This is a genomic window from Bradyrhizobium sp. STM 3561 (assembly GCF_045571455.1).
GTDB lineage: Bacteria > Pseudomonadota > Alphaproteobacteria > Rhizobiales > Xanthobacteraceae > Bradyrhizobium > Bradyrhizobium vignae.
Genome location: NZ_CP120695.1, coordinates 3,897,805 through 3,921,332, shown reverse-complemented (window position 1 = coordinate 3,921,332; position 23,528 = coordinate 3,897,805). Strand labels below are relative to the sequence as shown.

The following is a 23,528-nucleotide window of genomic DNA, read 5'->3' as shown; positions in this document are numbered from 1 at the left end:
TGCATCCTTGCTACAAGCGATCATTCCACAACCAACCATCCGTTGCTTTCGCCGCAGAAAGCGAGCGCTTGGGCGGCACCTGCGCGAGCCTCCTCGAAAACGTCCGTATCAATCGATGCTCGCGCTACCTTAACGCCTATGCGGTCTTCCCTGCGCCCTTGTGTCCCCGAAATCTGCCAGAATGTGGCAACGGGCGGTTGGATCAGAACCGCCCGTTGCCGGAACTGAGCCCGTTGCGCCCAAAGGCGACAGAGCCTGCTAAAGAGCAAGGGACAGCTCCGGTGTCTTCCTGAACCCGAACAGTTGCAAGGGCTGCGAGCCCGTACCAGGCAAGGAAGGGAGTGGATGATGACACAAGACGATCTGGTTGTCGTCGGCATCGATGTCGCTAAAGACAAGATTGATGCGTGCATTCGGACCGTAACGGAGCGGAAGACTTGCCCAACAACCGCGGCGGGGCGACGGAGCTTGATTGCATGGCTTCGCAAGCATCAGGTCGGCAAGGCAGTGATGGAGGCAAGCGGCGGCTACGAGCGGGTATGGGCCAAGGCGTTGCGCCAAGCAGGGCTGGAAGTACGGATCGTCGATCCCAAACGGGTTCGCCACTTTGCGGAATCGGCGGGACGCCTTGCGAAAAATGACAAGATCGACGCGGAGATGATCTCCTGGTTCGCCGAGACATTCGGCGAGGCTCCCAGCCAAGTCGACAATCCCGCTCACGAGGAGATGAAGGCACTGGTGAAGGGACGCCAAGGCCTGCTTGACGTCAGGGCTCGCCTGGAAATGCAGAAGGAGCATGAGGCGCCGGCCCTTGTTCAGAAGGCTCGCGCGCGTCTTCTTAAGAAGCTGGCTGACGAAATTGCCGCGCTCGAGACCGCGATCGCGGCGACGATCAAGACAACGCCGGACTTTGCCAAACGCGCCGAGATCATCCAGAGCGTACCAGGCTTTGCTGAGGGGACCGCAATGGCGCTGCTTGGAGGACTACCGGAGCTGGGGCAGGTGAGCGACGAAGTTGCCGCCGCGTTGATGGGCGTTGCTCCTTATGACGACGATAGCGGCAAACGTCGAGGTGAACGCTGCATCAAGGGTGGCCGCCGCTGGGTGCGAAATGCCCTCTACATGCCCTGTGTCGGTGCCGCAACGCTGAACAATCCGGTGTTCAAGGCCTTCTACGAACGGCTGATTGCCAAGGGCAAGCCGCCAAAGGTCGCGATCGTCGCCTGCATGCGCAAGCTGATCATCATCCTCAACACCATGATCGCGCGCGGCGAGACGTGGGATCCGAAGAAATACAGGGTGGCCTGACGAGCGCGCCTATCTCGCGCTCGGACCTCGGCCGAGCGCGAGCAAAGCCAACAGACCGGTGAGCGGACGGGGTCAAGGCCGTCAGCCGCCGCAGGCGGGGGCGCGCCAGCGCCAGCCTTGAGGCCGGCCGATCGCCGGGCTACTTCGCCACAGTTGCTCTTTCAATTGAGGGTGAGGCGACAAGCAAAGCTCGGGCGAGATGAGCCGCGAGGATGCGAAGGCGTGTCTGCAATTCAGATGCCGGCCGCAGAGCGACGCCGGCGCCACTTGCTCCGTCATTGCGCGGAGCGAAGCAATCCAGAGTCTTTCCGCGGATGCATTTCTGGATTGCTTCGCTCCGCTCGCAATGACGATGTTGAGGCAGCTGTGCGCGAAGATTCAGGCCTCGTGCCCCGGACGCAGCGCAGCGCTCCTCTAGCGCTGCACTGCAGAGCCGGGGCCCATGCTGCAGCAAATGCCGCGGCCTGCTGGGTCCCGGCTCTGCGCCGCAACGCTTGCGCGCTGCAGCGCGTCTGGGACACGAGGGCATCGCCTTTGCACAACCGTCATAGTCTCTAACGCGCACTAACCAACACCTGACTTAAAACTGTCATAATTGCCGAACGGACCCCGCGCCTGCGCGCTTTTTACAAGTCGTTAAGCGCGCCTGCATTGGATGCGCCCGGAAAGCGCGTTGGGGATCACGATGACTGCCGCGAAGAAGACGTCGGGGAAACCGGCCGCCGAAATGTTCGACGACATCCCGGTGCTTCAGCGCAAATGGCGCGCGGCTTTGAAGCCGGGCGAGCGGCTGCCGCGCTACGAGGACGTGATGCTCGGCAGCCTCGGGCGGCTCGCCGACCACATCGCGCTGTTGAAGCACGACGGTGCGCTCGAGCTGTCGCGCAGCGGCCGCTACGTGCAGAAATGGCTCGGCGAGGAGCGCTGGGACATTCCCGTCGCCGAGCTCTCGCCGGACTGTGCCACGGCGCTGTCGGAAGCGGCGGCGAGCGCGCTTGCGACCGGACGGCCGCACCAGGCGAGCGCGCATTGCGTGCGCGACGGCATGGTCAGGACCTACGATTTGCTGGCGCTGCCGACGTCCTCGCGCTGGGGCGCGACGCTGGTTGGCGTCTATGTCAACGAGCGCGGCGCGCAATACAATCTCCTCGACGCCATCTTTTCCTCGACCGACGACGCGGTGGTCTCGCTGGCGACGCTGCGCGATGCGGGCGGCAGGCCGTTCGATCTTCAGGTCGTGCATCACAACAGAAGCGCGGGCGAGCTGTTGAAGGTTGCGAGCGGAAGCCTGTTGTGGCGGCGGATCGGCGAGGGCAGCACACTCCTGGCCTCGCCAGAGGTGATGGAATTCCTGCTCAAGGCCGTTTCGGGCGGCCGCGGCGAGCAGCTCGAGATCGAGAGCGAGGGGCGCTATCTCAGGCTCAGCGCCACCGCTTTCGCCGACGTGGTCTCGCTGACGATCTCCGATGTCACCGCGTTGAAGCGGCGCGATGCCTCGTTCCGTCTGCTGTTCGACAACAACCCGATGCCGATGTGGGTGTTCGACGCTCAGACCAAGCAGTTCCTCAGCGTCAACGACGCCGCGGTCCAGCATTACGGCTACAGCCGCGCCACTTTCCTGCGCATGAAGCTGCACGAGATCTGGCCGGAGGACGAGTGGGACAGCCACGCCGAGGCGCTGGAGCGCGTCGGCGATGCCTATCACTCCTCGCGCAACTGGCGGCATTTGCGCGCCGACGGCAGCGAGATCGAGGTGCTCACCTTCGGCCGCCGCGTCGCCTTCGATGATCGCGACGGCTACCTGGTTGCGGTGGTCGACATCACCGAACGGCGCAAGGCCGAGGCCCGCATCGCCTATATGGCGCACCATGACGGGCTCACCGATCTGCCGAACCGCGCACACTTCCAGGAGCGCCTGAAGCAGGCGCTGGGCCAGGCCGGCGGAAAACGGGTCGGCGTGCTCTACATCGATCTCGACCTGTTCAAGAACATCAACGATTCCTTCGGCCATCCGGTGGGCGACCGCCTGCTGAAGCAGGTCGCCGAACGCCTGACCGCAGCGGTCCGCGGCGCCAATCTGGCGGCGCGGCTTGGTGGCGACGAGTTCGCCGTGATCCTGGCGGCCGACGTTTCGCCGAACGAGGCCAGCGCCTGCGCGAGCCTGCTGATCGACATGCTGAAGGCGCCTTATGATCTCGACGGGCAGGAGATGGTGATCGGCGCCAGCATCGGCATCGCGCTGTCGCCCGGCGACGGCACGACACCGGAAGAGTTGATGCGCAATGCCGACATGGCGCTGTACCGGGCGAAATCCGAGGGCGGTGGCGTGCACCACTTCTTCGCGCGTGAGATGGACCTCCAGGCGCAGAGGCGCCGCGACATGGAGCTCGATCTGCGCCGCGCGTTCGCCAATGGCGAGTTCGAGCTGCACTATCAGCCGCTGGTGTCGATCGCCTCCGACCGCATCTCCGGCTTCGAGTCGCTGCTGCGCTGGCGTCATCCGGACAAGGGCATGATCTCGCCGGCGGAGTTCATCCCTGTTGCCGAGGATATTGGCTTCATCATCCAGCTCGGCGATTGGGTGCTGCGCGAAGCCTGCGCCGAGGCGGTCAAATGGCCTGTCGACGTCAAGGTCGCGGTCAATTTGTCGCCGGCGCAATTCCGCAGCCGCAACCTGGTTCAGGTGGTGATTTCGGCCCTGGCGCAGTCCGGCCTGTCGCCGAAGCGGCTCGAGCTCGAGATCACCGAATCGGTCTTTCTGGCCGAGACGGATGCCAATCTCGCCATCCTGCACCAGTTGCGCGAACTCGGCGTCGGCATTTCGATGGATGATTTCGGCACCGGCTATTCCAGCCTCAGCTATCTCCGCAGCTTTCCCTTCGACAAGATCAAGATCGACCGCTCCTTCGTCAAGGATCTGGCGCAGCGGCCCGACTGCAGTGCGATCGTGCGCGCGATCTCCGGGCTTGGCCGCAGCCTCAACATCACCACGACCGCGGAGGGCGTGGAGACCGAGGATCAGCTCGACTGGCTGCGCGCCGAAGGCTGCAACGAGGTGCAGGGATTTCTGTTCAGCGCTGCGCGGCCGGCAGCCGAGATCGGAAAGCTCCTGGCCGATTTCGCTCAGCGCACCTCACGGGCGGCGTAGTGCGGACGGGTAACAGTCGTAGACCAGCGCCTTGAACGCGGGTGTGATGCGGCTGCGCTCGTTCTGGGTCTGCTGCATCATGAGGTAGACCATGTCGAGCTTGGGATCGACGCCGAAATAGGTGCCGCTCCCTGAGTCCCATTTCAATTCGCCGAGCGAGCCCGGCGGCGGTGGTTTCGCATTGCCGGGATCGGTCCGAACCGCAAGGCCGTAGCCATAGCCGAAGCCGTCGCCCGGGAAGTAGAAATAGTCGCGCCCGACACCGGAGCCCGGCCCGATGTGATCGGTCGTCATGGCCTTGAACGCGGCCGGGCTGAGATAGCGCCTGCCTGCGAACTCGCCGCCGTTGAGCAGCATCTGCGCGAAACGCTGATAGTCGGTGATGGTCGAAAGCAGGCCACCGCCGCCGGACTGCCATTCGGGATGATCGAGCCGCTCCCGCTCGCCGGCGAGCAGGATGAAATCGTTCGGCAGCGGCCGCGCCATCCGCGCAAGCTCGTCCTCCGTCGCGAGCGCGAATTTGGTGCTGCTCATGCCGAGCGGATCGAGGATGCGTGCCTTCAGGAATTCATACAGCGTCTGGCCCGCGATGATCTCGATGACGGCGCCGAGCACGTCGGTGGAATGGCCGTATCGCCACAGCGTTCCCGGCTGCCGCGCCAACGGCAGCTTTGCGATGCGATCGGCGAATTCCCTGTTGTTGAACTGACCCTCGAAAATATTGGCGGCCTTGTAGGCCTGCTCGACCCATTTGCCGCCGATATAATCGTAGCTGATGCCCGAGGTGTGCCGCAGCAGATCCTCGATGTTGACGGGACGGACCGGTGGCACGAGGTCAAGCTCGAGCTTGCCGTCGGGTTCGGTGACCTCGAGGCCCACCTTGGTCTCGGCAAAGAGCGGGATGTATTTCGAGACGGGGTCGGTGAGCGCAAGCTTGCCTTCGTCGATCAGCATCATCGCGCCAAGGCACGTGATCGGCTTGGTCATCGAGTGGATCGCAAAGATCGTGTCCGGCGTCATGGCGAGGCCGGTTCTGGTGTCGCGCACGCCGAAGCACTTCAGATAGACCGGCTTGCCGTGCTGCTGGACCAGGATCACCGCGCCCGGCAGTCGGCCGCTTCCCACTTCGTTGTCGAAATACGCCGTGATGCGGTCGAGACCCTCGGACGAGGGGGCGGGAATATCGGCAGCACGGCCTCGCATCATCGAGCCGGCGAGCATCGCAGCCGCGACAAGAAATTCACGCCGTCTCATCCGGGCTTCCTCCCTCGGCGGGATCAAAGCCGCAGGATCTTCAGACCGTCAACAAGCCTTCGATTAAAAACGCGTGACCTTTTCCGAAAGGCACGGTCGCGGACGGTCCTCGCTCGGTTTGGTCGGCGTGCCGATATGGACGAAGCCGGCAAGCTTCTCGTCCGGCTTGAGGCCGAGACCGTCAAGCACGTCACGATCGAAGGCGAACCAGCCGGTCAGCCAGCAGGCGCCGTAGCCGAGCGCGGTGGCGGCCGTGACGATGTTCATGGCGCTGGCGCCCGCCGACAATTCCTGCTCGAAGGCCGGCACCTTGGGGTGCGGCCTGGTGAAGCTGACGATGCCGATCACCAGCGGCGCATCCATGAGGCGCTTGCGCTCGGTCTCGACGTCGGCGGCCGGCGCGCCGGGATTCTTGCGGGCAAAGACCCTCGCGATGACTTCGCCGGCGCGCTGGCGGGCATCGCCCTCGAAGATGATGAAACGCCAGGGCGCGAGCTTGCCGTGGTCGGGTACGCGCGCGCCGATGGTGAGGATCGTCTCGAGCTCGGCCGCCGACGGGCCGGGTCCGGTCATCTCGCGCGGCTTGACCGAGCGGCGTGTCTTCAGGAGTTCGATGGCGTCGGGCACTGCGATATCCTCTTCAACGGGTCGACGGGCGTGCCATGCCGAGATAGGCATGCACGCCCGCAACCGGAAGCGAGTTTAGATCGATTTCAGGGATCAGACGATGCCCCGTGCCCGCTTGACGTCGGGCGGGGTCGCCTCGTCGACCAGGGCGGCGATCGCCTCGGCCGTCGACATCACCTTCTGCCCGTCGCTGCCGAGGCGGCGAACCGAGACCGAATGCGTCTCGGCCTCCTTCTTGCCGACCACGAGCAGGGCCGGGATCTTGGCCAGCGAGTGCTCGCGGACCTTGTAGTTGATCTTTTCGTTGCGCAGGTCGATCTCGACCCGAAGCCCGGCGCGCCGCGCCTGTTCCAGCACCACCTTGGCGTACTCATCGCCTTCCGAGGTGATGGTGGTGACCACTGCCTGCACCGGCGAGAGCCAGAGCGGGAAGTTGCCGGCATAGTGCTCGATCAGGATGCCGATGTAGCGCTCCATCGAGCCGCAGATCGCGCGGTGCACCATCACGGGCGGTTTCTTGCCGCCGTCATGGTCGATGTAGAACGCGCCGAACCGCTCCGGCAGGTTGAAGTCGACCTGCGTGGTGCCGCACTGCCAGTCGCGGCCGATGGCGTCGCGCAGCACATATTCGAACTTCGGCCCGTAGAACGCACCTTCGCCCGGGTTGATCTCGGTCTTGATGTGATTGTTCTGCGACTGGATCTCGCGCAGCACGGTCGCCATCACGCGTTCGGCGTGATCCCACATCGCATCGGTGCCGACGCGCTTGTCGGGGCGGGTCGACAGCTTCACCGTGAGGTCGCCGGTGAAGCCGAAATCCGCGTAGGTCGACAGGATGAGATCGTTGATCTTCAGGCACTCCTCGGCGAGCTGGTCCTCGGTGCAGAAGATGTGTGCATCATCCTGGGTGAAGCCGCGCACGCGCATCAGGCCGTGCATGGCGCCGGAGGGCTCGTAGCGATGCACCACGCCGAACTCGGCGAGGCGCAGCGGCAGGTCGCGGTAGCTCTTCAGGCCATGCTTGAAGATCTGCACGTGGCCCGGGCAGTTCATCGGCTTCAGCGCAAACCAGCGCTTGTCCTCGGCCTCGTCGCCGGCCGACTGCGCCGCGAACATGTTCTCGCGGTACCAGCCCCAATGGCCCGAGGTCTCCCACAAGACCTTGTCGAGGATCTGCGGCGCGTTGACCTCGTTGTAGTCGCCGGTCAGGCGACGGCGCATATAGGCGATCAGCTGCTGGAAGATGGTCCAGCCCTTCGGGTGCCAGAACACGACGCCCGGACCTTCCTCCTGGAAGTGGAAGAGGTCGAGCTCGCGCCCGAGCCTGCGATGGTCGCGCTTCTCGGCTTCCTCGATCTGCTTCAGATAAGCGTCGAGGTCCTCCTGCTTGGCGAAGGCCGTGCCGTAGATGCGGGTCAGCATCGGGTTGTTGCTGTCGCCACGCCAATAGGCGCCGGCCACCTTCATCAGCTTGAAGGCATTGCCGACCTTCCCGGTCGAGGTCATGTGCGGGCCGCGGCAGAGGTCGAACCAGTCGCCCTGGTAGTAGATCTTGATCGGCTCGTTGCCGGGAATGGCGTCGACCAGCTCGACCTTGAATGCCTCGCCCTTGTCGCGGAACACCTGCTTTGTCTTTTCGCGATCCCAAACCTCTTTGGTGAAGGGTTTGTCGCGCGCGATGATCTCGCGCATCTTCTTCTCGATCGCGGCAAAGTCTTCCGGCGTGAACGGCTCGTTGCGGAAGAAGTCGTAGTAGAAACCGTTCTCGATCACCGGACCGATGGTGACCTGGGTGCCCGGCCACAGCGTCTGCACGGCTTCCGCCAGCACGTGCGCGCAGTCGTGGCGGATCAATTCGAGCGCGCGCGGATCGTCGCGGCCAACCAGCTCGATCTTCGCATCATTCTCGATGGGATCGTTGAGATCGGCGAGCGCGCCGTCGAGTGCCATCGCAACCGTGCGCTTGGCCAGCGACGGCGAGATGCCCTTGGCGATGTCGAGACCCGTGATGCCCTTGTCGAACTGGCGCTTCGCGCCGTCGGGGAAGGTGAGGGTGATCTTGGGAGCGGGGGTCACGGGCTTCAGATTGGACAGGCTGTACTGGAAGCCGGACTCGGATTTGGGCTGGTCGGTCATTGCTTTCTCCTGAGGCTCACTCCTGCGAACGAGCGCAGGTAAGCGGGAACGAGCGATATATCAGGCGATTCGGCCTGTGCAATCCGGCATTTCCAAGAAAGTGGCGCGCAAAAGCCGGGGCGGTGGGCCAACTATTTGGTGCCGTGCCCTTTAACTCGTCACATGCCGCCGCTACATGCGATTGCATGGAAAATGCCCCAGCCGCTGGCCGTTTCGCCCCCACCGCCCTGATGCTCGGCAATCTCGTCACCGGCTGCTCGGTTTTGGCGCCGGCGGGCATGCTGCCGGAATTGGCGACGGGGCTCGACGTCAGCGTCCATGCGGCCGGCCTCCTGATCACCTTCGGTGCCGTCACCCTGTGCATCGGCTCGCCGCTGACGGCCTGGCTCACCAGCCGTATCGAACGGCGAACGCTGCTTGCGACGACGCTGGCGGTGCTCGCCGCCGGCAATCTCGCCTCGGCCTTCGCAACCGACTACATCAGCCTCCTGATCATTCGTCTCGTGATGCTCGCGGTCGGCGCACTCTATACGCCGCAGGCCGCCGGCACGGCAGCGCTGATCGTGCCAGCGGAGCGACGCGGTAGCACCATTGCGTACATTTTCCTCGGCTGGTCGTTGGCAGCCGCCATCGGCCTGCCGCTGATCACTTTCATCGCCAGTCGCTATGGCTGGCGCGCGGCCTATGGCGGCATCGGCGCGCTCGGCTGTATCAGCTTCCTGCTGCTGTTGCTGCGACTGCCGGCGGGCCTGAAGGGCGCACCAGTGGATCTGAAGACGTGGGCCGCCGTCGGCCGGAGCAGGACGATCCTGCTGCTGCTTGCGATCACGATGCTGCAAATGTCGGGACAATTCGTCGTGTTCACCTACATGGGCCCGCTGCTCAACAAGCTCACCGGCGCCGGTCCCGATGCGATCGGCATGGTGTTCGCGCTTTATGGCGTCTGCGGCTTCCTCGGCGTTGTCGTCGCGACCCGCATCGTCGACACTTCGGGGCCCTATCGCACCTCGCTGCTGTTCACCTGCCTGTTGCTTGCCGGGATGACCGGCTGGACGCTCGGCGCCGGCTCGCTCGTCTTGATGGCGGGCGGGGTCGCGATTTGGGGCCTTGGCTTCGCCTCGACCAATTCGATGCAACAGGTGCGGCTGGTCGCGGCCGCGCCGCCGCTGGCCTCGGCGACCGTCGCGCTCAATACCTCGGTCCTTTATATCGGCCAGGCGGTGGGCTCTGCCGTCGGCGGGCTGCTGTTTGCCCACGAGCTCCTGCATGCGCTCGGCTTCGTCGCGGTCGGCTTCGTCGTGCTGGCACTGATGCTGGTGGTGCTGACCCGGCCCCGGCCGGCGGCTGCCGCAACCGCCTGAACGCCGCGTTTCGTCTACGCAAGGCGCTTGGCAAACGGCGCGCGGGAGCGCTAGAAGGCCGTTCATGGGGATCAAAGAGAGTTGACCGAGATGAGGATGATTTTGGCGGTTGCCGCGGTGCTTTATTCAGCCTCCGCATTTGCGCAAACCGAGAAGCCACCGATGGTGGGGGACAAGCCGCTGGTGCAGGTCAAGCCCAAGGGGACCAAGGAGGCCGCGGCCAAGCCTGCCGCGGCAGCGAAGGGCAAGCCGCAATCGGTCGCCGTTCGGCTCCAGGCCTGCCTCGATATCGACGACGGCACCAAGGATCGCCTCAACTGCTACGACGCCGTGATCCCGCCGGCCCCGAAGCCGAAGCCGGCGAAGGCCAAGGGCTACGCCGATTGCCGCTTCTTCAAGGAAGAGGACGAGCGGCTGGCCTGCTTCAACGGCTTTGCCGAGAGCATTCCGAAGCTGCCCAAGAACTAATATTCAACTTATCAGGCCAAGGCTCACTATCGGCCTAGCGGCTCGATACGGATGGATTGGTGGCGGCGACGCGCGTGAGCGCGAGCGATGGCGTCGCCGACATCTTCACCAGCACGTCCTTGAGCGGGTCTCGCGTCCAGGCGCGGGTCACATAGTCGCGATGGGTGATGCCCTCGCCAGTCTCCACGAACACCACGCTGCCGGGCTGTAGCGGTCCATCCATGTCCTCGGCGACGCTGATGCCCTTCTGCCTGAGCATGCTCATGAGCTCGCGGTCGCGCCGCGCCGTGTAGCGGGTGTAGGAGCTGACGAAGAAGCCGGAACGGTGGCTCTCGATCCAGGAGGCGAACTTGTCCATTTCGCCGTAGACGGCGTCGAGCAGCACCACGCCGCGGACGCGGTCGCTGATGCCGCCGACCTCCAGGCTCCAGGCCGTCGGCAGGAAGCCGCCGCTATAGCCGACGATCACGATCGGCATGTTGGCGAAGGCGCGCGCGCTGTTGGGATCGCCGGTGAGGCGGGCGAGATGGTCGGCCGATTCCGCCATGAAGCGCTTGAATCCGCCCGGTTGCCAGAACTTGCCGGCGCTGGAATCGGCGGCATCGACGGCCATTTGCGGCGCAAGGAGCACAGCATTGGCCCCGGAATCGGTGATCTGCTTGGGCACCAACTGGCGGTCGCGCACGTCGCGCTCGAGCGTCGCGCCATTGCCGTGGAAGAACACCACGATCACGCCCGGCTTGCGCACGTCGAAATGCTCGGGCACGTGCACCAGCACGCGGCTGTCACTATAGGTCTCGTCCTGCCAGTAGACGGGTCCGGAATAGCTGCGATGACCGCGACGGTCGCCCTTGGAGATGTTGAGGAAGGGCGCGTCGGAGGCGGGGTTGTTGCCGAAATAGGGAAAGGCTGACGACTTCATGCTGACCAGCGTCGTCAGGTCCTCGCGGCCGGGGCGCTTGTAGGGGACTTGCGGCTCGAGCGACGCCACCTTGTAGGGTGATTGCTCCCGCGGTTGTTGCTGGACAGCGCGCTTGGGCGAGAAGTCCGACATCTGCCGTTGCAGGAAGCTCTCACTTGCCGAGGGAAAGCGCTCCCCAAACTGCGGGGCCGGAAAGCGGTCCTCGAACGTGTCGCCGCTTGCCACGCGCGAAGTTTGCGAGTTGGTTTTGGCGACGACCTGGACATTCGCCTGCGAGTTCGCCGCCAGCGCAGCGGGATCGGGCGCCTTGCCGCATTGAACCAGTGCCAGCGCCAACGGCACCAAGCCTGAGATCAGACCGACCCGGAGCGCACGACCGTGCCGACCGGACCGCATCCGATCGGCACGAAAGTCAGCCCCTAATGTCGGAACGGCCCCGAACATCCACCCATGACCCCAAGCCACGACATCAGTCCGTCGGCATACTCTATGACAATTGCGCCGACTGGCATTTAGGCGGCGTTAAGCGTCCGGAGAAACTTCCCCACATCCGGAACGCTCAAAAAGGACCACGCAATCGTGTCCTGATTGTGGGGAAGGGGAATGGGAAATTCCGGGCAAATCCAGCGTCATCGTCCCAAAGCGTGCTTAGTCGGTGTTTTGGTACCTGCTAACGTTTGCCTCATTTAACCCTTGTTAACCCTGCTTGAATTGACTGGGCCAAACTGCACGATGGGCCCACGAGGCGAGATGCCTGAGATGAAGGACCCCGATGACGGCCTCAGATGCGGGAACCGCAGCCTGGACTAGCCGGCTGACCGGGAGCGGGGCCGGGGTCTCCGTTCCGGTCGCAACCGCCATCGTTGTGGCCGACATGATCGGGGTCGGCGTCTTCACCAGCCTCGGTTTCCAGGTCAAGGACATCCCGTCCGGCTTCTCGATTTTGCTGCTCTGGACAGTCGGCGGCATCGTCGCGCTGTGCGGAGCGTTCGCCTATAGCGAGCTGGGCGCGATGTTTCCGCGCTCGAGCGGCGAGTACAACCTCCTCGGCCGCACCTATCATCCGGCTTTCGGCTTTCTCGCCGGCTGGGTGTCGGCGACGGTCGGCTTTGCAGCGCCCGTCGCGCTCGCCGCAATGGCGTTCGGCGAATATGCCAAATCGGTCGTGCCCGATCTGCCGCCGATCCCGCTCGCCATCGGCGTGGTGTGGCTGGTCTCGATCGTGCAGCTGACCGGCGTCAGGCACTCCTCGACCTTCCAGCTGATCTCGACCATCCTCAAGGTCGTGCTGATCGTCGCCTTCCTGGTCGCCGGCTTCGTCATCGGCGTGCCGCAGCCGATCGCCTTCACGCCGCAGCCGGGCGACCTCGCCCACATCGTCAGCGCGCCTTTCGCAATCGGCCTCGTCTTCGTGATGTATTCGTTCTCGGGCTGGAATGCCGCGACCTACATCATCGGCGAGATGAGCACGCCGCAGCTGAGCCTGCCGCGCGCGCTGCTCGCGGGCACGCTGATCGTGCTCGTGCTGTATGTCGCACTGAATGCGGTGTTTCTCTATTCCACGCCGGTCGGTGCGCTTGCCGGCCAGCTCGACGTCGCCAGTGTCGCCGGCAGCGCGATCTTCGGCAGCCTCGGCGGCCGGATCGTCGGAGCCATGATCTGCGTCGGCCTGATCTCCTCGATCAGCGCCATGATGTGGATCGGCCCGCGCGTGATGATGACGATGGGGGAGGACATTCCCGCCTTGCGCGTCTTCTCGAAGCGATCGGTCAGCGGTGCTCCGGCCTACGCCATCCTGTTCCAGCTCGCGGTCGCGACGCTGCTGCTGTTCACGCGCAGCTTCGAGGCGGTGCTCGACTTCATCCAGTTCGCGCTGTTGTTCTGCTCGTTCTTCACGGTCGCCGGCGTCATCAAGCTGCGCATCACCGATCCCGATCTGCCGCGGCCCTATCGCGCCTGGGGATACCCGTTCACGCCGCTCGTTTTCCTGCTCGTGACCGCGTTCATGATGTACTACCTCTTGACCGAGCGGCCGGTGCAGTCGCTGTCGGGGATGCTCGTCATGCTCTCCGGCCTGTTGATTTATGGTGTCTTCCGCAGGCGGCCGGTCGCCGCTATCGCTTCACCACATCCCGAATAGACATGGTCCGACCCCTGAGAATTGCGGCCGTTGCTTTCGCCCTCCTGGCTGCGGCCGTGTCGTGTACGCATGCCGCAGAGGTCACTTTCGACGACACCGCGCGCTTCCTTGCAGGCATGCAGCCTTCGGCGGAGTCGCCGCTGGTGCCGCTCACGAAGGATCCAGGCTGGCAGCGTCACGCAAAATTCTTCGACGGGGCCTTCGCTCAGCTCGAGCAGAGGCAGCTCTCGAAGATCCGCAGTTGGGCCGACGTCAATCTCGCCGCGCCGCGGCCGACCATGTTCTACATGTTCAGCGGGCCGGATTTCCTCTACGCCAATGCCTTCTATTCAAAGGCCGGCACCTACGTGCTCGGAGCGCTCGAGCCGGTCGGTGCGGTGCCCGATCTGACGCGGCTGCCGCGCGGTTCGGTCGGCGCCGCGCTCTACAATGTCGAACGCTCGCTCGGCTCGATCCTGAGCTTCTCTTTCTTCATCACCAAGCAGATGAAGGTCGACCTGCACGCCGACCAGGTCAACGGCACCTTGCCGATCCTCTATGTCTTCCTCGCCCGCTCCGGCAAGACCATCCGCAATGTCGAGATGATCGCGCTCGACAACAAGGGCGGGATGCATGCGGGAGGTGACAATCCGGGGCCGAACGCGACCCGCGGCGTCCGCATCAGCTTTGCGGGCAGTGATGGCGAAACGCGCACGCTGTATTATTTCTCGACCGATCTTTCCAATTCCGGTGCGCGCGCGACCGGATTCCTGAAATTTTGCCAGACGCTCGGCCCCGGCAACAGTTTGCTCAAGAGCGCGTCCTATCTGCTGCATTCCGACAATTTCACCGTCGTGCGAGACTGGTTGCTCGCCAACAGTGCCACCATCATCCAGGACGATTCCGGCATTCCGCTCGCGAACTACAACGCGCGGCAATGGCGGTTCTTCCCGTTCGGCCGCTATCTCGGCCCCATCGACGAATTCCCCGGCCGCTACCAGGAGCGCTACGCCGAGTTGTTCACGCGTGCCCAGCCGATCGATTTTGGCGTCGGCTATCGCTGGCGGATGCACGAAACGAATTTGCTGCTGGCGGTGAAGGTGCCGGGCACCGAGAGCGCGCCGGCGGCGGAGAGCACTTCGGCCGCCGAGCCGGCGCCAAGGCCGTCGCGCCCGAAGCGGCTGCGGCCGCCGGAGTCGATCCCGCCGTCACAGGGACTTTTTTTCTGGTTCCGTTAGGCTCTTGGCAGAGGTCGGGCCTCACGAGATCTGGGCTACGACGACCAGCACTTCGGCTTTCTGCCGGCCGAGGCTTCTGACCTCATGCGGCGTCTCGCCTGAAAAATACAGGCAATCTCCCTTGCCGAGGACGAGCTCTTCGCCGTCGAGCTTGATCGCGATCTTGCCGTTGATGACGAACAGCAGCTCCTCGCCCGCATGCGAGGCGCGCGTCGCCGCCTTGTGCGGTGGGCTCAGTAGAAATGGCTCCATCATCTTGCGGGTGCGACCGGTCGCCAGCGGGACCACGCCAAACGTGTCCTGGAACAGCGGCACATTGCCGTCCTGGCGGCGGAACAGCGTGTAGCGCGGCGCCGGCTCGGCGTTCGGGTCGAAGAAGTTCGCGACATTGACCTCGAGGGCGGCGGCCATCCGAAGCAGAGCGGCAAGCGAGGGGATCTTGAGATTGCGCTCGACCAGCGAAATGTAGCCTCGCGTGAGATCGCTCTTTTTCGCAAGCTGGTCCAGCGTCAGGCCCTTGGCGATCCGCGCCGCGCGGATGTTGGCCCCGACCGCCGTGGCTTTGCTGATGTCAAGCACGCATGAATCTCCAGAACAGTTCAGGCCTTTTTGCAACAGATGGCGCCGGACTGCCAGCCCGGCGGCCGGCAAGGCGCCCCGCCGGTCGGCGGCATGTGTATTCCAAAGGAAAACGTATGGGCGGAAATTTCAGGCAGAGGCGCAGATAATATGAGCAGATGAACTGGCATATCGCGGAAACTAGCCGAATATAAGTGCAATTCGTCGACTTTGCCGCGATCGTCGGCATTTGCCGCGTTTCGTTGCGTTGATTTCTATTAGTAAACATGATCGATCTTTACCGTCGTGACCGCCGATGGGCGCCACGGACCGAACCAACTGCTTTTCCCAGGCGCCGGTACCTTTTGGAGAGATCGATGACCGTAGCAGACGACGTAACCCTGAACGTAGCGCCGGACGAGGCGGCGAGCTTGCGGCGGATCGTGTGGTCGAGCGTGATCGGCACCGCGGTCGAATGGTACGACTTCCTCATTTACGGCACGGCAACCGCGCTGGTGTTCAACAAGGTGTTCTTCGCCGCCGGTAACGCCACGCTCGCCACCATCGCGGCCTTCGGCACTTATGCCGTCGGATTTCTGGCGCGGCCGCTTGGGGCTGCGATCTTTGGCCATTACGGCGACAGGGTTGGCCGCAAGGCGATGCTCGCGATCACGATCATGGTGATGGGCCTCGGCACCTTCTTGATTGGCTTGCTTCCGACCTATCAGCAGATCGGTATTGCAGCGCCGGTGCTGCTGATCGGATTGCGCTTTCTCCAGGGTATCGGCCTCGGCGGCGAATGGGGCGGCGCCGTGCTGATGGTGGTGGAGAATTGCCCGACGCACCGCCGCGGCCTGCTCGGCAGCATGGTGCAGGTCGGCAATCCCATCGGCAATCTGGCCGCGATCGGCATGTTCGCGCTGGTGGCGAGCCTGCCGGAAAGCGACTTCATGGCCTATGGCTGGCGCATCCCCTTCCTGATCTCGATCCTGCTAGTCGGCGTCGGTCTCTACATCCGCCTCAACATGGAAGAGACAGCGGCCTTCCGTCAGGTCCAGGCCAAAAAGGAAGTCGCAAGCCTGCCACTGCTCGAGATCTTCAGGCATCACCGGCGGCCATTCTTTACCGCGGTCGGTCTGAAGATCTCTGAAATCGCCTATGCCAGCATTGGCGGCGTGTTCGTGATGTCCTACGCCACCGCCAATCTCGGCTTGCCGCGCGCGGTGGTGCTGAACGGGGCGTTCGCCGCGTCGCTGGTCGCGCTGCTTGCCATCCCGCTGTTCGGCTGGCTGTCCGACCTCGTCGGCCGCAAGACTATGTTCTATGCGAGCTGCCTGTTCTCGGCGCTGTTTGCCTTCCCTCTGTTCTGGCTGCTCGACACCCGCGATCCGGCCATCGTTGTGTGCACCATCGTGGTCGCGATCACCTTCGGTCAGATGGTCATGTTCGGCATCGGCGCGCCCTGGTACTCCGAGCTGTTCACCGCGCGTCTGCGTTACAGCGGCGCTTCTCTGGGGTTCCAGGTCGGTGCAGCGCTGAGCGGCGGATTGACGCCGTTGATCGCAGCCTCTCTGATGGCCTGGAGTGGTGGAGCAACCTGGCCGGTCTCGCTGCTGCTGATCGCCTGCGCCGCCATCACCGCGATCGCGACCACGTTCGCGCCGGAGATGGCGAACAAGGAACTGACCTGATCCCCGCGGCGCCGCTGCCGGCGGCGCCACACCTTCTCAAAGGATTTGTCATGCTCGATACAATGAGCGCCGGTCCGGCGCAGGGTGCAGCACAGCTCGGTTGGACCGGCGTGGTGCGCTTCCTCCATCTTGCCCCGCGCGCGTTCCTGCCGATGCGTGCAGCCGAGACCCTCACCCTCGTCGCCGGCAAGGGGATCGAGGGCGACCGCTACATGATCGGCAAAGAAGAGGGTTTTTACTCGCACAAGCCGGAAGAAGGCCGGCAGGTCACGCTGTTCGAACTCGAGACGCTGGTCGCGCTGAAGCGCGACGCGGGGATCGCGCTCGGCCCAGAGGAGCATCGGCGTAACGTCACGGTGGAGGGTGTGCCCCTCAATCATCTCGTCGGCCGCCGGTTCTGGCTGGGCGAGACCCTGCTGGAAGCGACGCGCCTGTCGGTGCCGTGCCGGCATATCGAGGAGATCACTGGCAAGGCGATCTTCGACCCCTTGATCAATCGCTCCGGCCTCAACTGCAAGATCCTGCGAGGCGGCATCGTCAGGGTCGGCGACATCGTGCGGAATGCGGCATGAGCGCGCGCCCGATCACGACAGTCAAGACGGTCGTTACCGGCATCGAGGAGGCTGGGGCAGGTGTCAAGCTGTTCACGCTGGCCGATCCTGACCGATGGGAATTGCCGCCGTTCAAGCCCGGTGCGCATATCGATCTGCATCTGCCGAACGGGCTGGTCCGCACCTATTCGCTGTGCAACGAGCCCGCGGAAAACACGCGCTATGCCATAGCGGTCAAGCGCGAAGCGGATGGACGCGGCGGTTCGCGGGCGCTGCATGACGAAGTCGGCATGGGCGACGTCATCGGCGTGTCGTTGCCGCGCGGCGGCATCGAGCCGCAAGCTCACATCGCGCGTTATGTGTTCCTGGCCGGCGGCATCGGCGTGACGCCGTTCTTGTCCATGGCGAGGCATCTCGAACGGACACAGCAAGCCGAGTTCACGCTGCATCTGATCGTGCGTGAGGAGGTTCCGCTCGCCGCGCAACTCGGCTCGCTGGTCGAACAGGGGCGCATCATCGTGCATCGGACATCCCGGACCGGGCGTCCCGATCTCGCCGCGCTCGTCGGAGAGGGCGGGTCTGAGACCGTGGTCGCCTGCTGCGGCCCGGAAAGCATGATCGAGAGTTTCGAGCGGGTGACCGCAGCGTGGCCCGCGGCGAGTGTCCACATCGAGCGGTTCACCGCACCGTCACCCGTCATCGATCCCGACGCCAAACCGTTCACCCTGTCACTGGCGCGCTCGGGCGCCGAGATTCACGTGCGGGCCGGCCAGACCATCCTCGCCGCATTGCAGGAGGGCGGCATCGACGTCGCGGCGTCTTGCTGCGGCGGCATCTGTGGCGCCTGCAAGGTTGGATGGATCGAGGGCCAGCCGGTGCACCGCGACCGCATCCTTTCGCCCTATGAGCGCGAGCGCTATCTCATGGTTTGCGTGGCGGGCTCGGACGCCGAGCGGCTGGTGCTGGACCTCTGAGCTACCAATGCACGCTCTGGCTCGGCACGATGAACGTCGTCGCGCTTGGCTGTGTCGCAAGGCTCCTCGCCAGATACCAGCCTGAGCCGAGGACGAGCGCGAGCAGGGCGATGATGGCGAGCAGGTCGATGGTTCTGGGATCGTGTCCCCTGTGACTGAAATTCGGACCAGGCTTGAAGTGAAAATGAGGGCTGATTTTCCAGCGCATTGTTGTTTCCTCCCGTGGGAGCATCAAAACAACGCGAGCAGAAAGTTCCGGTTCCGGTCAGGGCAGCGATGCACAAAGCACCGCGCAAACGTCAGGATGCATTGACCCCGCGCCAGCGGCCGTACCGCCACGGCAGATACCAGCGTGCGCCGTGCGGCGCGGTGAGGGGCACGTTGTCGATGCCGGATGTGCCGAACGGATTGCAGCGGAGCAGGCGCGCGAGCGTCATCCAGCCGCCGGCCCAGAGCCCGAACCGTTCGATCGCCTCATCGCCATAGACCGAGCAGGTCGGCAAATGCCGGCAGTTGTAACCGACCAGGGGCGACAGCGTGTGGCGATACAGCCAGATCAGCGCGCGGCCGAATCTGCGCGGCAGCCGGAGCACGCCTTCGATGGAACCGGAACAATGCTCGCAGGCTGAATGCTTCATGTGCGTTTTGCTGCGATGTTGATCGAGGTGTTGCACGGTTCCGGCGCAGGGAACCGTAAGCTGTTGTTTGCGCGCCATATTTTGCGTGCTTTTTGGGAGCAGTGCAGCAAGTATCTGTGGACGATCTGTATTCGCACGGATACCATTTTCGTGACGCCCATGTGTAGAAACATACGCCTGTATGATGGACTCAGAGGGCGCTACCGGGGATTGTTTAGGGACCTTTGGGGCTTGGGGAAGGAACCAGATTGAGACTTCTGAACTCCCTTGATCTTCGCGGCTGGTTGCTGGTGGGAACCGCCGTCTGCGGAATCGCGTTGGCTGGCGCCGTCGCGACATTCGGATCGTCGGCTCGAGCTGGCGCTGCCCTCGAGGAGCGCAAGCTGCCGATGAAGTTCAGCTGGGTCGCCTGCGAGCCCAACTGTCGCGGCTGGATCAGTGCAGTCGGCATCATCACTGCCGATACGCCAAAAGCATTCGAAGAGTTTTCGCGTGGACGCCAGCTCGGCGGCGCGACCGTGGTGCTCGACTCCAGCGGCGGTTCCGTCAATGACGCGATCACGCTCGGCCGCCGCTTCCGCAATCTCGGGCTCTTGACCACGGTCGGCGTAAGCCTCCGCGGCGGGCAGTCGGCTCGCCCGACGGTCGCGCCGGAAGCCTATTGCGAATCCATGTGCGTGTTCCTGCTGCTGGCCGGCCAGAAGCGTTACGTGCCGGAAGCCGCCCATGTTCGCGTCCATCAGATCTGGATGGGCGACCGGGCCGACGATGCCAAGGCGGCGAGCTACAGCGCGCAGGACCTGATGATCGTGGAACGCGACATCGGCCGCCTCGCCAAATACACCTTCGACATGGGCGGCGCCGGCGATTTGCTGTCGCTTGCGCTCAGCGTTCCGCCTTGGGAAGACCTGCACGAGCTCGATGCCGGCGAGCTCAAGCTCACAAATCTGGTCACGACCGATCTCGTGGCGGATGTGCTTCCGCATGTGGACATCTCAGCGCCGGCAATGGCGGAGCTTTCACCGAAGACGCAGGCCAGGTTCGGCGCGGAACCGCAGCAGGCGCAGCCTGCCAAGTCGACCAAGACGGCGGAAGCCCTGGTGCCGACCGGCAGCGCGGCGACGCCGGCTACGGCGGCGCAGAAGTAAGCTCTTAAGTTCTGGCAGTCATTCCGGGGCGCGCGTAGCGCGAACCCGGAATCTCGCGCTGCAATCTCGGGATTCCCGGTTCGATGCCGCGCATCGCCCCGGAATGACGGAGAGGGGTTTCAGCCCTGCGCTGCGGCCGGCTGCTTGGGCTTGGCCTTGATCTTCGCCTCGATCTGACCGATGGCATCAACCACGGCATCGAAGGTGAGAAGCGTCGAGGCATGGCGCGCCTTGTAGTCGCGGACCGGCTCGAGGAACTTGATCTCTTCCCATTTGCCTTCAGGAGGCGCGCCATTCTCCTTCAGCATCTTACGAACGGTTTCGCGTAACTCACGGAGCTCGCTCGCAGTCGAGCCGACCACGTGACTTGCCATGATGGATGAAGAGGCCTGGCCCAAGGCGCACGCCTTCACGTCATGGGCGAAGTCGGTGACGGTGTCCCCGCTCATCTTGAGATCGACCTTCACGGTCGAGCCGCACAGCTTCGAGTGGGCGGTTGCGGAGGCGTCCGGGTCCGACAACCGTCCGAGGCGCGGAATATTCCCGGCCAGTTCGATGATCCGCTTGTTGTAGATGTCGTTCAGCATGTGATGGAGTCCAGCACTTCCCCACCCGATCGGCCTTGGCGGGCGGCGTCCACGGTCCTATATAGGGGCGGAACCGGCGGAAAAATAGTCCAGCGGGGGGCAGACCCACGCGGCCGACGTTAGTGGTGAGGATATTTTCCACCGGCTTCAATTGTTCTCTTCAGGCGTCCGGCGGCTTGGCCGCCCCGTCTGCCGGTGACACTCCGGCCGTAAGGCCGTCGAACGGAGTCGAAATGGACGCTGCAATCAAATCCATCCGCCCCAACAAGCCCTCCGACCGGCAGCCCGAGAGCCGCCCGGCCGAGCTTGACCCTGCCGAATTCCTCGAAGCCGCCGTCCGCGCCGACCAGCCGCGCCCCGCGCGCGCCGAGGCGGAAGCGGCGGTGAAGACACTGCTCGCCTATATCGGCGAGAACCCCCAGCGCGAAGGCCTGCTCGACACGCCGCGCCGCGTCGTCGAGGCTTTCGACGAACTCTATCAGGGCTATCACCAGTGCCCGGCGGAGGTGCTCGACCGCACCTTTGGCGAGACCGCTGGCTATGACGATTTCGTGCTGGTGCGCGACATCGAGTTCACCTCGCAGTGCGAGCATCACATGATGCCGTTCTACGGCAAGGCGCATATCGCCTACACGCCGGTGGAACGCGTGGTCGGCCTGTCCAAGCTCGCCCGCCTGACCGACATCTTCGCCCGCAGGCTCCAGACCCAGGAGCACCTGACCGCGCAGATCGCCGCGGCCATCGACGAGATCCTCAAGCCCCGCGGCGTTGCGGTGCTGATCGAGGCCGAGCATACCTGCATGTCGGTACGTGGCGTCGCCAAGCATGGCGCCTCCACCTTCACCAGCCGCTTCACCGGCATGTTCCGCGACAATCCGGCGGAGCAGGCCCGTTTCCTGTCCCTGGTGCGAGGCACGACGCGCTGACCTCGCGAGGCTTTATTTTTTGAGCATGATCTTTCCGGAATACCGCTTCACACTTTTCCGGATCATGCTCGCGCGAGGGTCCCGTGTCCGTTCACTCCCATGAGATCGAGGAAGGTCTTGCCTTCCTGCCCAGGTTCGACGCCAGCGGCCTCGTGACCTGCGTCGCGACCGACGTCGCCACCGGCGACGTGCTGATGGTCGCGCACATGAACGAGGAGGCGCTGCGCAAGACGATTGCGACCGGCGAGGCCTGGTACTTCAGCCGCTCGCGCAATGCCTTGTGGCGAAAAGGTGAGACCTCAGGTCAGACCCAGCGCGTCATCGAGATGCGCACCGATTGCGATCAGGATGCGATCTGGATCCGCGTCGAGCAGATCGGCGCGGCCTGCCACACCGGGCGGCGGTCGTGCTTCTACCGCAAGGTCGAGGCCGAGGGCGGGGGAGCGAAGCTGGTCTTCACGGACGCCAAGCGGCTGTTTGATCCCGACGCGGTCTATAAGAAGTGACGTCCGTCATTCCGGGTTCGCACCGTCTCGCGCGCCCCGGAATGACCATTCGGTGCAATTAACCCCGCATTAACCATACCTGTCCCACGGTGAGGACGGGCGCCGAATTGCCGGTGCCGCAACGCCGCACGGGGCGGGCACTTCATCATGTCGATCGACAATTCCAGTGCCACGCAGGCGGCCGGACTCGATCCGTCGCGGGCGCGCGTCGCCGGCGCGATCAAGCAGGCCTCGAATATCTCCGGCGTCAGCTTCCAGTACATGCTGACCACCGCCAAGATGGAATCGGATTTCGACCCGACGGCAGGCGCCACCACCTCGTCCGCGCACGGGCTCTATCAGTTCATCGACCAGACCTGGCTCGGCACCGTGAAGGAGGCGGGCGCCCAGCTCGGCTATGGCAGCTTCGCCGACGCCATCACCAAGACATCGTCGGGCACCTATACCGTCAGCGACCCCGTCATGAAGCGGTCGATCATGAAGCTGCGCGATGACCCGGAGGCCGCATCCACCATGGCGGCAGCGCTGACGCAGTCGAATAGTTTCAAGCTCACCGGTCTGCTTGGCCGCAGGCCAAGCGACAGCGAGCTCTACATGGCGCATTTCATGGGCGTCGGCGGGGCCGCAAAACTGATCGCCAATGCCGAGGACAATCCCCAAGCGGTCGGCGCGCGGCTGTTTCCCAACGCGGCTGCCGCCAACCGCTCGATCTTCTACGCCAGGGACGGCCGCGCCCGCAGTGTCTCCGAGGTCTACTCGGTGCTCGACGCACGTTACGCCAGTGCAGCGAATTCGAAAGTCACGCGCAGCGCGATGGCGATGTATGGCGGCACGCCGTCGACAACTGAGGTCGCGAGCGCGAACGGCGTGCAGCCGACTGCACCGGTGATCGACAACGCCGTCTATCTTCAGACCTTCCCGAACACACGCGTCGTGACGCCCGTCAGTGCGACTTCGCCAAGCTCCGTCGCGGACAACGTCCCGAGCACGCCGGTGTTTCGTTCGATCTATCAGCCCGGCGACGCCACGCAGCCGGTCTCGGCGACGGTGCAGAAATTGTGGGGCAACAATGCCTCTCTTACGTCAGTCGCATCAGTGACGCCGGATGTGCGGCCGCCGCAGCCGCTCGATCTCTTCAGCGATCGCAGCGGTACGTTCTCGAGCTAGTGTCCGCGCTCGTGTCCCGAACGCGCTGCAGCGTGAAACGCTGCTGGCAGAGCCGGGACCCGCGCAACAAGCTCCGCTCTCTGAACTCTGGGCACCCCGGCTCAGCAGCGCATTACTTGCATGCTGCGCAGCGTCCCGGGGGCACGGCTCGCGGGCGCCTTTGTTCCCTTAACAAATCATCAATAAAACCAGCCAGTTATG

Annotated in this window: 21 protein-coding genes; 13 read left to right on the top strand and 8 right to left on the bottom strand. The window is 64.2% G+C overall.

The window, feature by feature from the left end:
• Positions 1-345 precede the first annotated feature (345 nt).
• A complete protein-coding gene (locus P6U28_RS18690) occupies positions 346-1,308 on the top strand; it encodes an IS110 family transposase (RefSeq protein WP_244607735.1) in 963 nt (320 codons plus the stop codon).
• Positions 1,309-1,993: 685 nt separating this feature from the next.
• A complete protein-coding gene (locus P6U28_RS18685; RefSeq protein ID WP_407122951.1) occupies positions 1,994-4,456 on the top strand; it encodes a putative bifunctional diguanylate cyclase/phosphodiesterase in 2,463 nt (820 codons plus the stop codon).
• Here P6U28_RS18685 and P6U28_RS18680 read toward each other — a convergent pair.
• The 3 genes from P6U28_RS18680 to thrS form a co-directional block, all read right to left on the bottom strand.
• Entirely contained in the window at positions 4,442-5,710 is a 1,269-nt protein-coding gene (locus P6U28_RS18680; protein WP_407122950.1) for a serine hydrolase domain-containing protein, read from the bottom strand. The genes P6U28_RS18685 and P6U28_RS18680 overlap by 15 nt on opposite strands.
• 63 nt (positions 5,711-5,773) lie before the next feature.
• Positions 5,774-6,337: a nitroreductase gene (locus P6U28_RS18675; RefSeq protein WP_162500224.1), complete on the bottom strand. Its 564-nt coding sequence runs from the start codon at positions 6,335-6,337 to the stop codon at positions 5,774-5,776.
• 93 nt (positions 6,338-6,430) lie between these two features.
• On the bottom strand, positions 6,431-8,473 hold the full coding sequence (thrS, locus tag P6U28_RS18670) for a threonine--tRNA ligase (RefSeq protein WP_407122949.1): 2,043 nt from the start codon (positions 8,471-8,473) through the stop codon (positions 6,431-6,433).
• Positions 8,474-8,658: 185 nt separating this feature from the next.
• Between thrS and P6U28_RS18665 the strand changes: the two genes are divergently transcribed.
• Positions 8,659-9,834 carry an MFS transporter gene (locus P6U28_RS18665; protein WP_407122948.1) on the top strand — a complete coding sequence of 392 codons (1,176 nt, stop codon included), beginning with the start codon at positions 8,659-8,661 and terminating at the stop codon, positions 9,832-9,834.
• A gap of 90 nt (positions 9,835-9,924) precedes the next feature.
• Positions 9,925-10,302 (top strand): hypothetical protein, encoded by a 378-nt coding sequence (locus P6U28_RS18660; RefSeq protein WP_129145232.1) that lies wholly within the window; start codon positions 9,925-9,927, stop codon positions 10,300-10,302.
• Positions 10,303-10,336: 34 nt separating this feature from the next.
• Here the strand turns inward: P6U28_RS18660 and P6U28_RS18655 are convergent, their stop codons facing one another.
• The gene (locus P6U28_RS18655) at positions 10,337-11,668 is read right to left on the bottom strand and encodes an alpha/beta hydrolase (RefSeq protein WP_407122947.1); all 1,332 of its coding nucleotides are present in this window, start codon (positions 11,666-11,668) and stop codon (positions 10,337-10,339) included.
• 328 nt (positions 11,669-11,996) lie between these two features.
• Between P6U28_RS18655 and P6U28_RS18650 the strand changes: the two genes are divergently transcribed.
• Complete coding sequence (locus tag P6U28_RS18650) at positions 11,997-13,364, top strand: APC family permease (RefSeq protein ID WP_407122946.1); 1,368 nt, start codon at positions 11,997-11,999, stop codon at positions 13,362-13,364.
• Between the two features lie 2 nt (positions 13,365-13,366).
• The gene (locus P6U28_RS18645) at positions 13,367-14,581 is read left to right on the top strand and encodes a hypothetical protein (protein ID WP_407122945.1); all 1,215 of its coding nucleotides are present in this window, start codon (positions 13,367-13,369) and stop codon (positions 14,579-14,581) included.
• 21 nt (positions 14,582-14,602) lie between these two features.
• Here P6U28_RS18645 and P6U28_RS18640 read toward each other — a convergent pair whose 3' ends face one another.
• Positions 14,603-15,160 (bottom strand): helix-turn-helix domain-containing protein, encoded by a 558-nt coding sequence (locus tag P6U28_RS18640; RefSeq protein ID WP_122402626.1) that lies wholly within the window; start codon positions 15,158-15,160, stop codon positions 14,603-14,605.
• A gap of 356 nt (positions 15,161-15,516) precedes the next feature.
• On the opposite strand from P6U28_RS18640, the gene P6U28_RS18635 reads away from it, so the two are divergent.
• From P6U28_RS18635 to P6U28_RS18625, 3 genes are read left to right on the top strand one after another with little or no spacing between them, the layout of a single operon-like run.
• On the top strand, positions 15,517-16,830 hold the full coding sequence (locus P6U28_RS18635) for an MFS transporter (RefSeq protein ID WP_129145229.1): 1,314 nt from the start codon (positions 15,517-15,519) through the stop codon (positions 16,828-16,830).
• Positions 16,831-16,880: 50 nt separating this feature from the next.
• On the top strand, positions 16,881-17,402 hold the full coding sequence (locus P6U28_RS18630) for an MOSC domain-containing protein (RefSeq protein WP_209295902.1): 522 nt from the start codon (positions 16,881-16,883) through the stop codon (positions 17,400-17,402).
• Entirely contained in the window at positions 17,399-18,355 is a 957-nt protein-coding gene (locus tag P6U28_RS18625) for a PDR/VanB family oxidoreductase (RefSeq protein WP_407122944.1), read from the top strand. Before P6U28_RS18630 ends, P6U28_RS18625 begins: the two co-directional genes overlap by 4 nt.
• A 1-nt stretch (position 18,356) precedes the next feature.
• Here P6U28_RS18625 and P6U28_RS18620 read toward each other — a convergent pair whose 3' ends face one another.
• Both P6U28_RS18620 and yidD read right to left on the bottom strand, forming a co-directional pair.
• A complete protein-coding gene (locus P6U28_RS18620) occupies positions 18,357-18,563 on the bottom strand; it encodes a hypothetical protein (RefSeq protein ID WP_122402630.1) in 207 nt (68 codons plus the stop codon).
• Positions 18,564-18,654: 91 nt separating this feature from the next.
• The gene (gene yidD, locus P6U28_RS18615) at positions 18,655-18,993 is read right to left on the bottom strand and encodes a membrane protein insertion efficiency factor YidD (protein ID WP_122402631.1); all 339 of its coding nucleotides are present in this window, start codon (positions 18,991-18,993) and stop codon (positions 18,655-18,657) included.
• Positions 18,994-19,241: 248 nt separating this feature from the next.
• On the opposite strand from yidD, the gene P6U28_RS18610 reads away from it, so the two are divergent.
• Positions 19,242-20,141: a hypothetical protein gene (locus P6U28_RS18610; protein WP_209295900.1), complete on the top strand. Its 900-nt coding sequence runs from the start codon at positions 19,242-19,244 to the stop codon at positions 20,139-20,141.
• Positions 20,142-20,260: 119 nt separating this feature from the next.
• On the opposite strand, the gene P6U28_RS18605 is transcribed toward P6U28_RS18610, so the two are convergent.
• Positions 20,261-20,728, bottom strand: coding sequence for an iron-sulfur cluster assembly scaffold protein (locus P6U28_RS18605; protein ID WP_209295899.1), 468 nt, complete (start codon positions 20,726-20,728; stop codon positions 20,261-20,263).
• A 233-nt stretch (positions 20,729-20,961) separates the two neighbouring features.
• On the opposite strand from P6U28_RS18605, the gene folE reads away from it, so the two are divergent.
• From folE to P6U28_RS18590, 3 genes are all read left to right on the top strand, one after another.
• Positions 20,962-21,654: a GTP cyclohydrolase I FolE gene (gene folE / locus P6U28_RS18600; RefSeq protein ID WP_122402633.1), complete on the top strand. Its 693-nt coding sequence runs from the start codon at positions 20,962-20,964 to the stop codon at positions 21,652-21,654.
• Between the two features lie 83 nt (positions 21,655-21,737).
• Positions 21,738-22,160: a phosphoribosyl-AMP cyclohydrolase gene (gene hisI, locus P6U28_RS18595; RefSeq protein ID WP_209295898.1), complete on the top strand. Its 423-nt coding sequence runs from the start codon at positions 21,738-21,740 to the stop codon at positions 22,158-22,160.
• Positions 22,161-22,307: 147 nt separating this feature from the next.
• Positions 22,308-23,327 carry a lytic transglycosylase domain-containing protein gene (locus tag P6U28_RS18590; protein ID WP_407122943.1) on the top strand — a complete coding sequence of 340 codons (1,020 nt, stop codon included), beginning with the start codon at positions 22,308-22,310 and terminating at the stop codon, positions 23,325-23,327.
• Positions 23,328-23,528 lie beyond the last annotated feature (201 nt).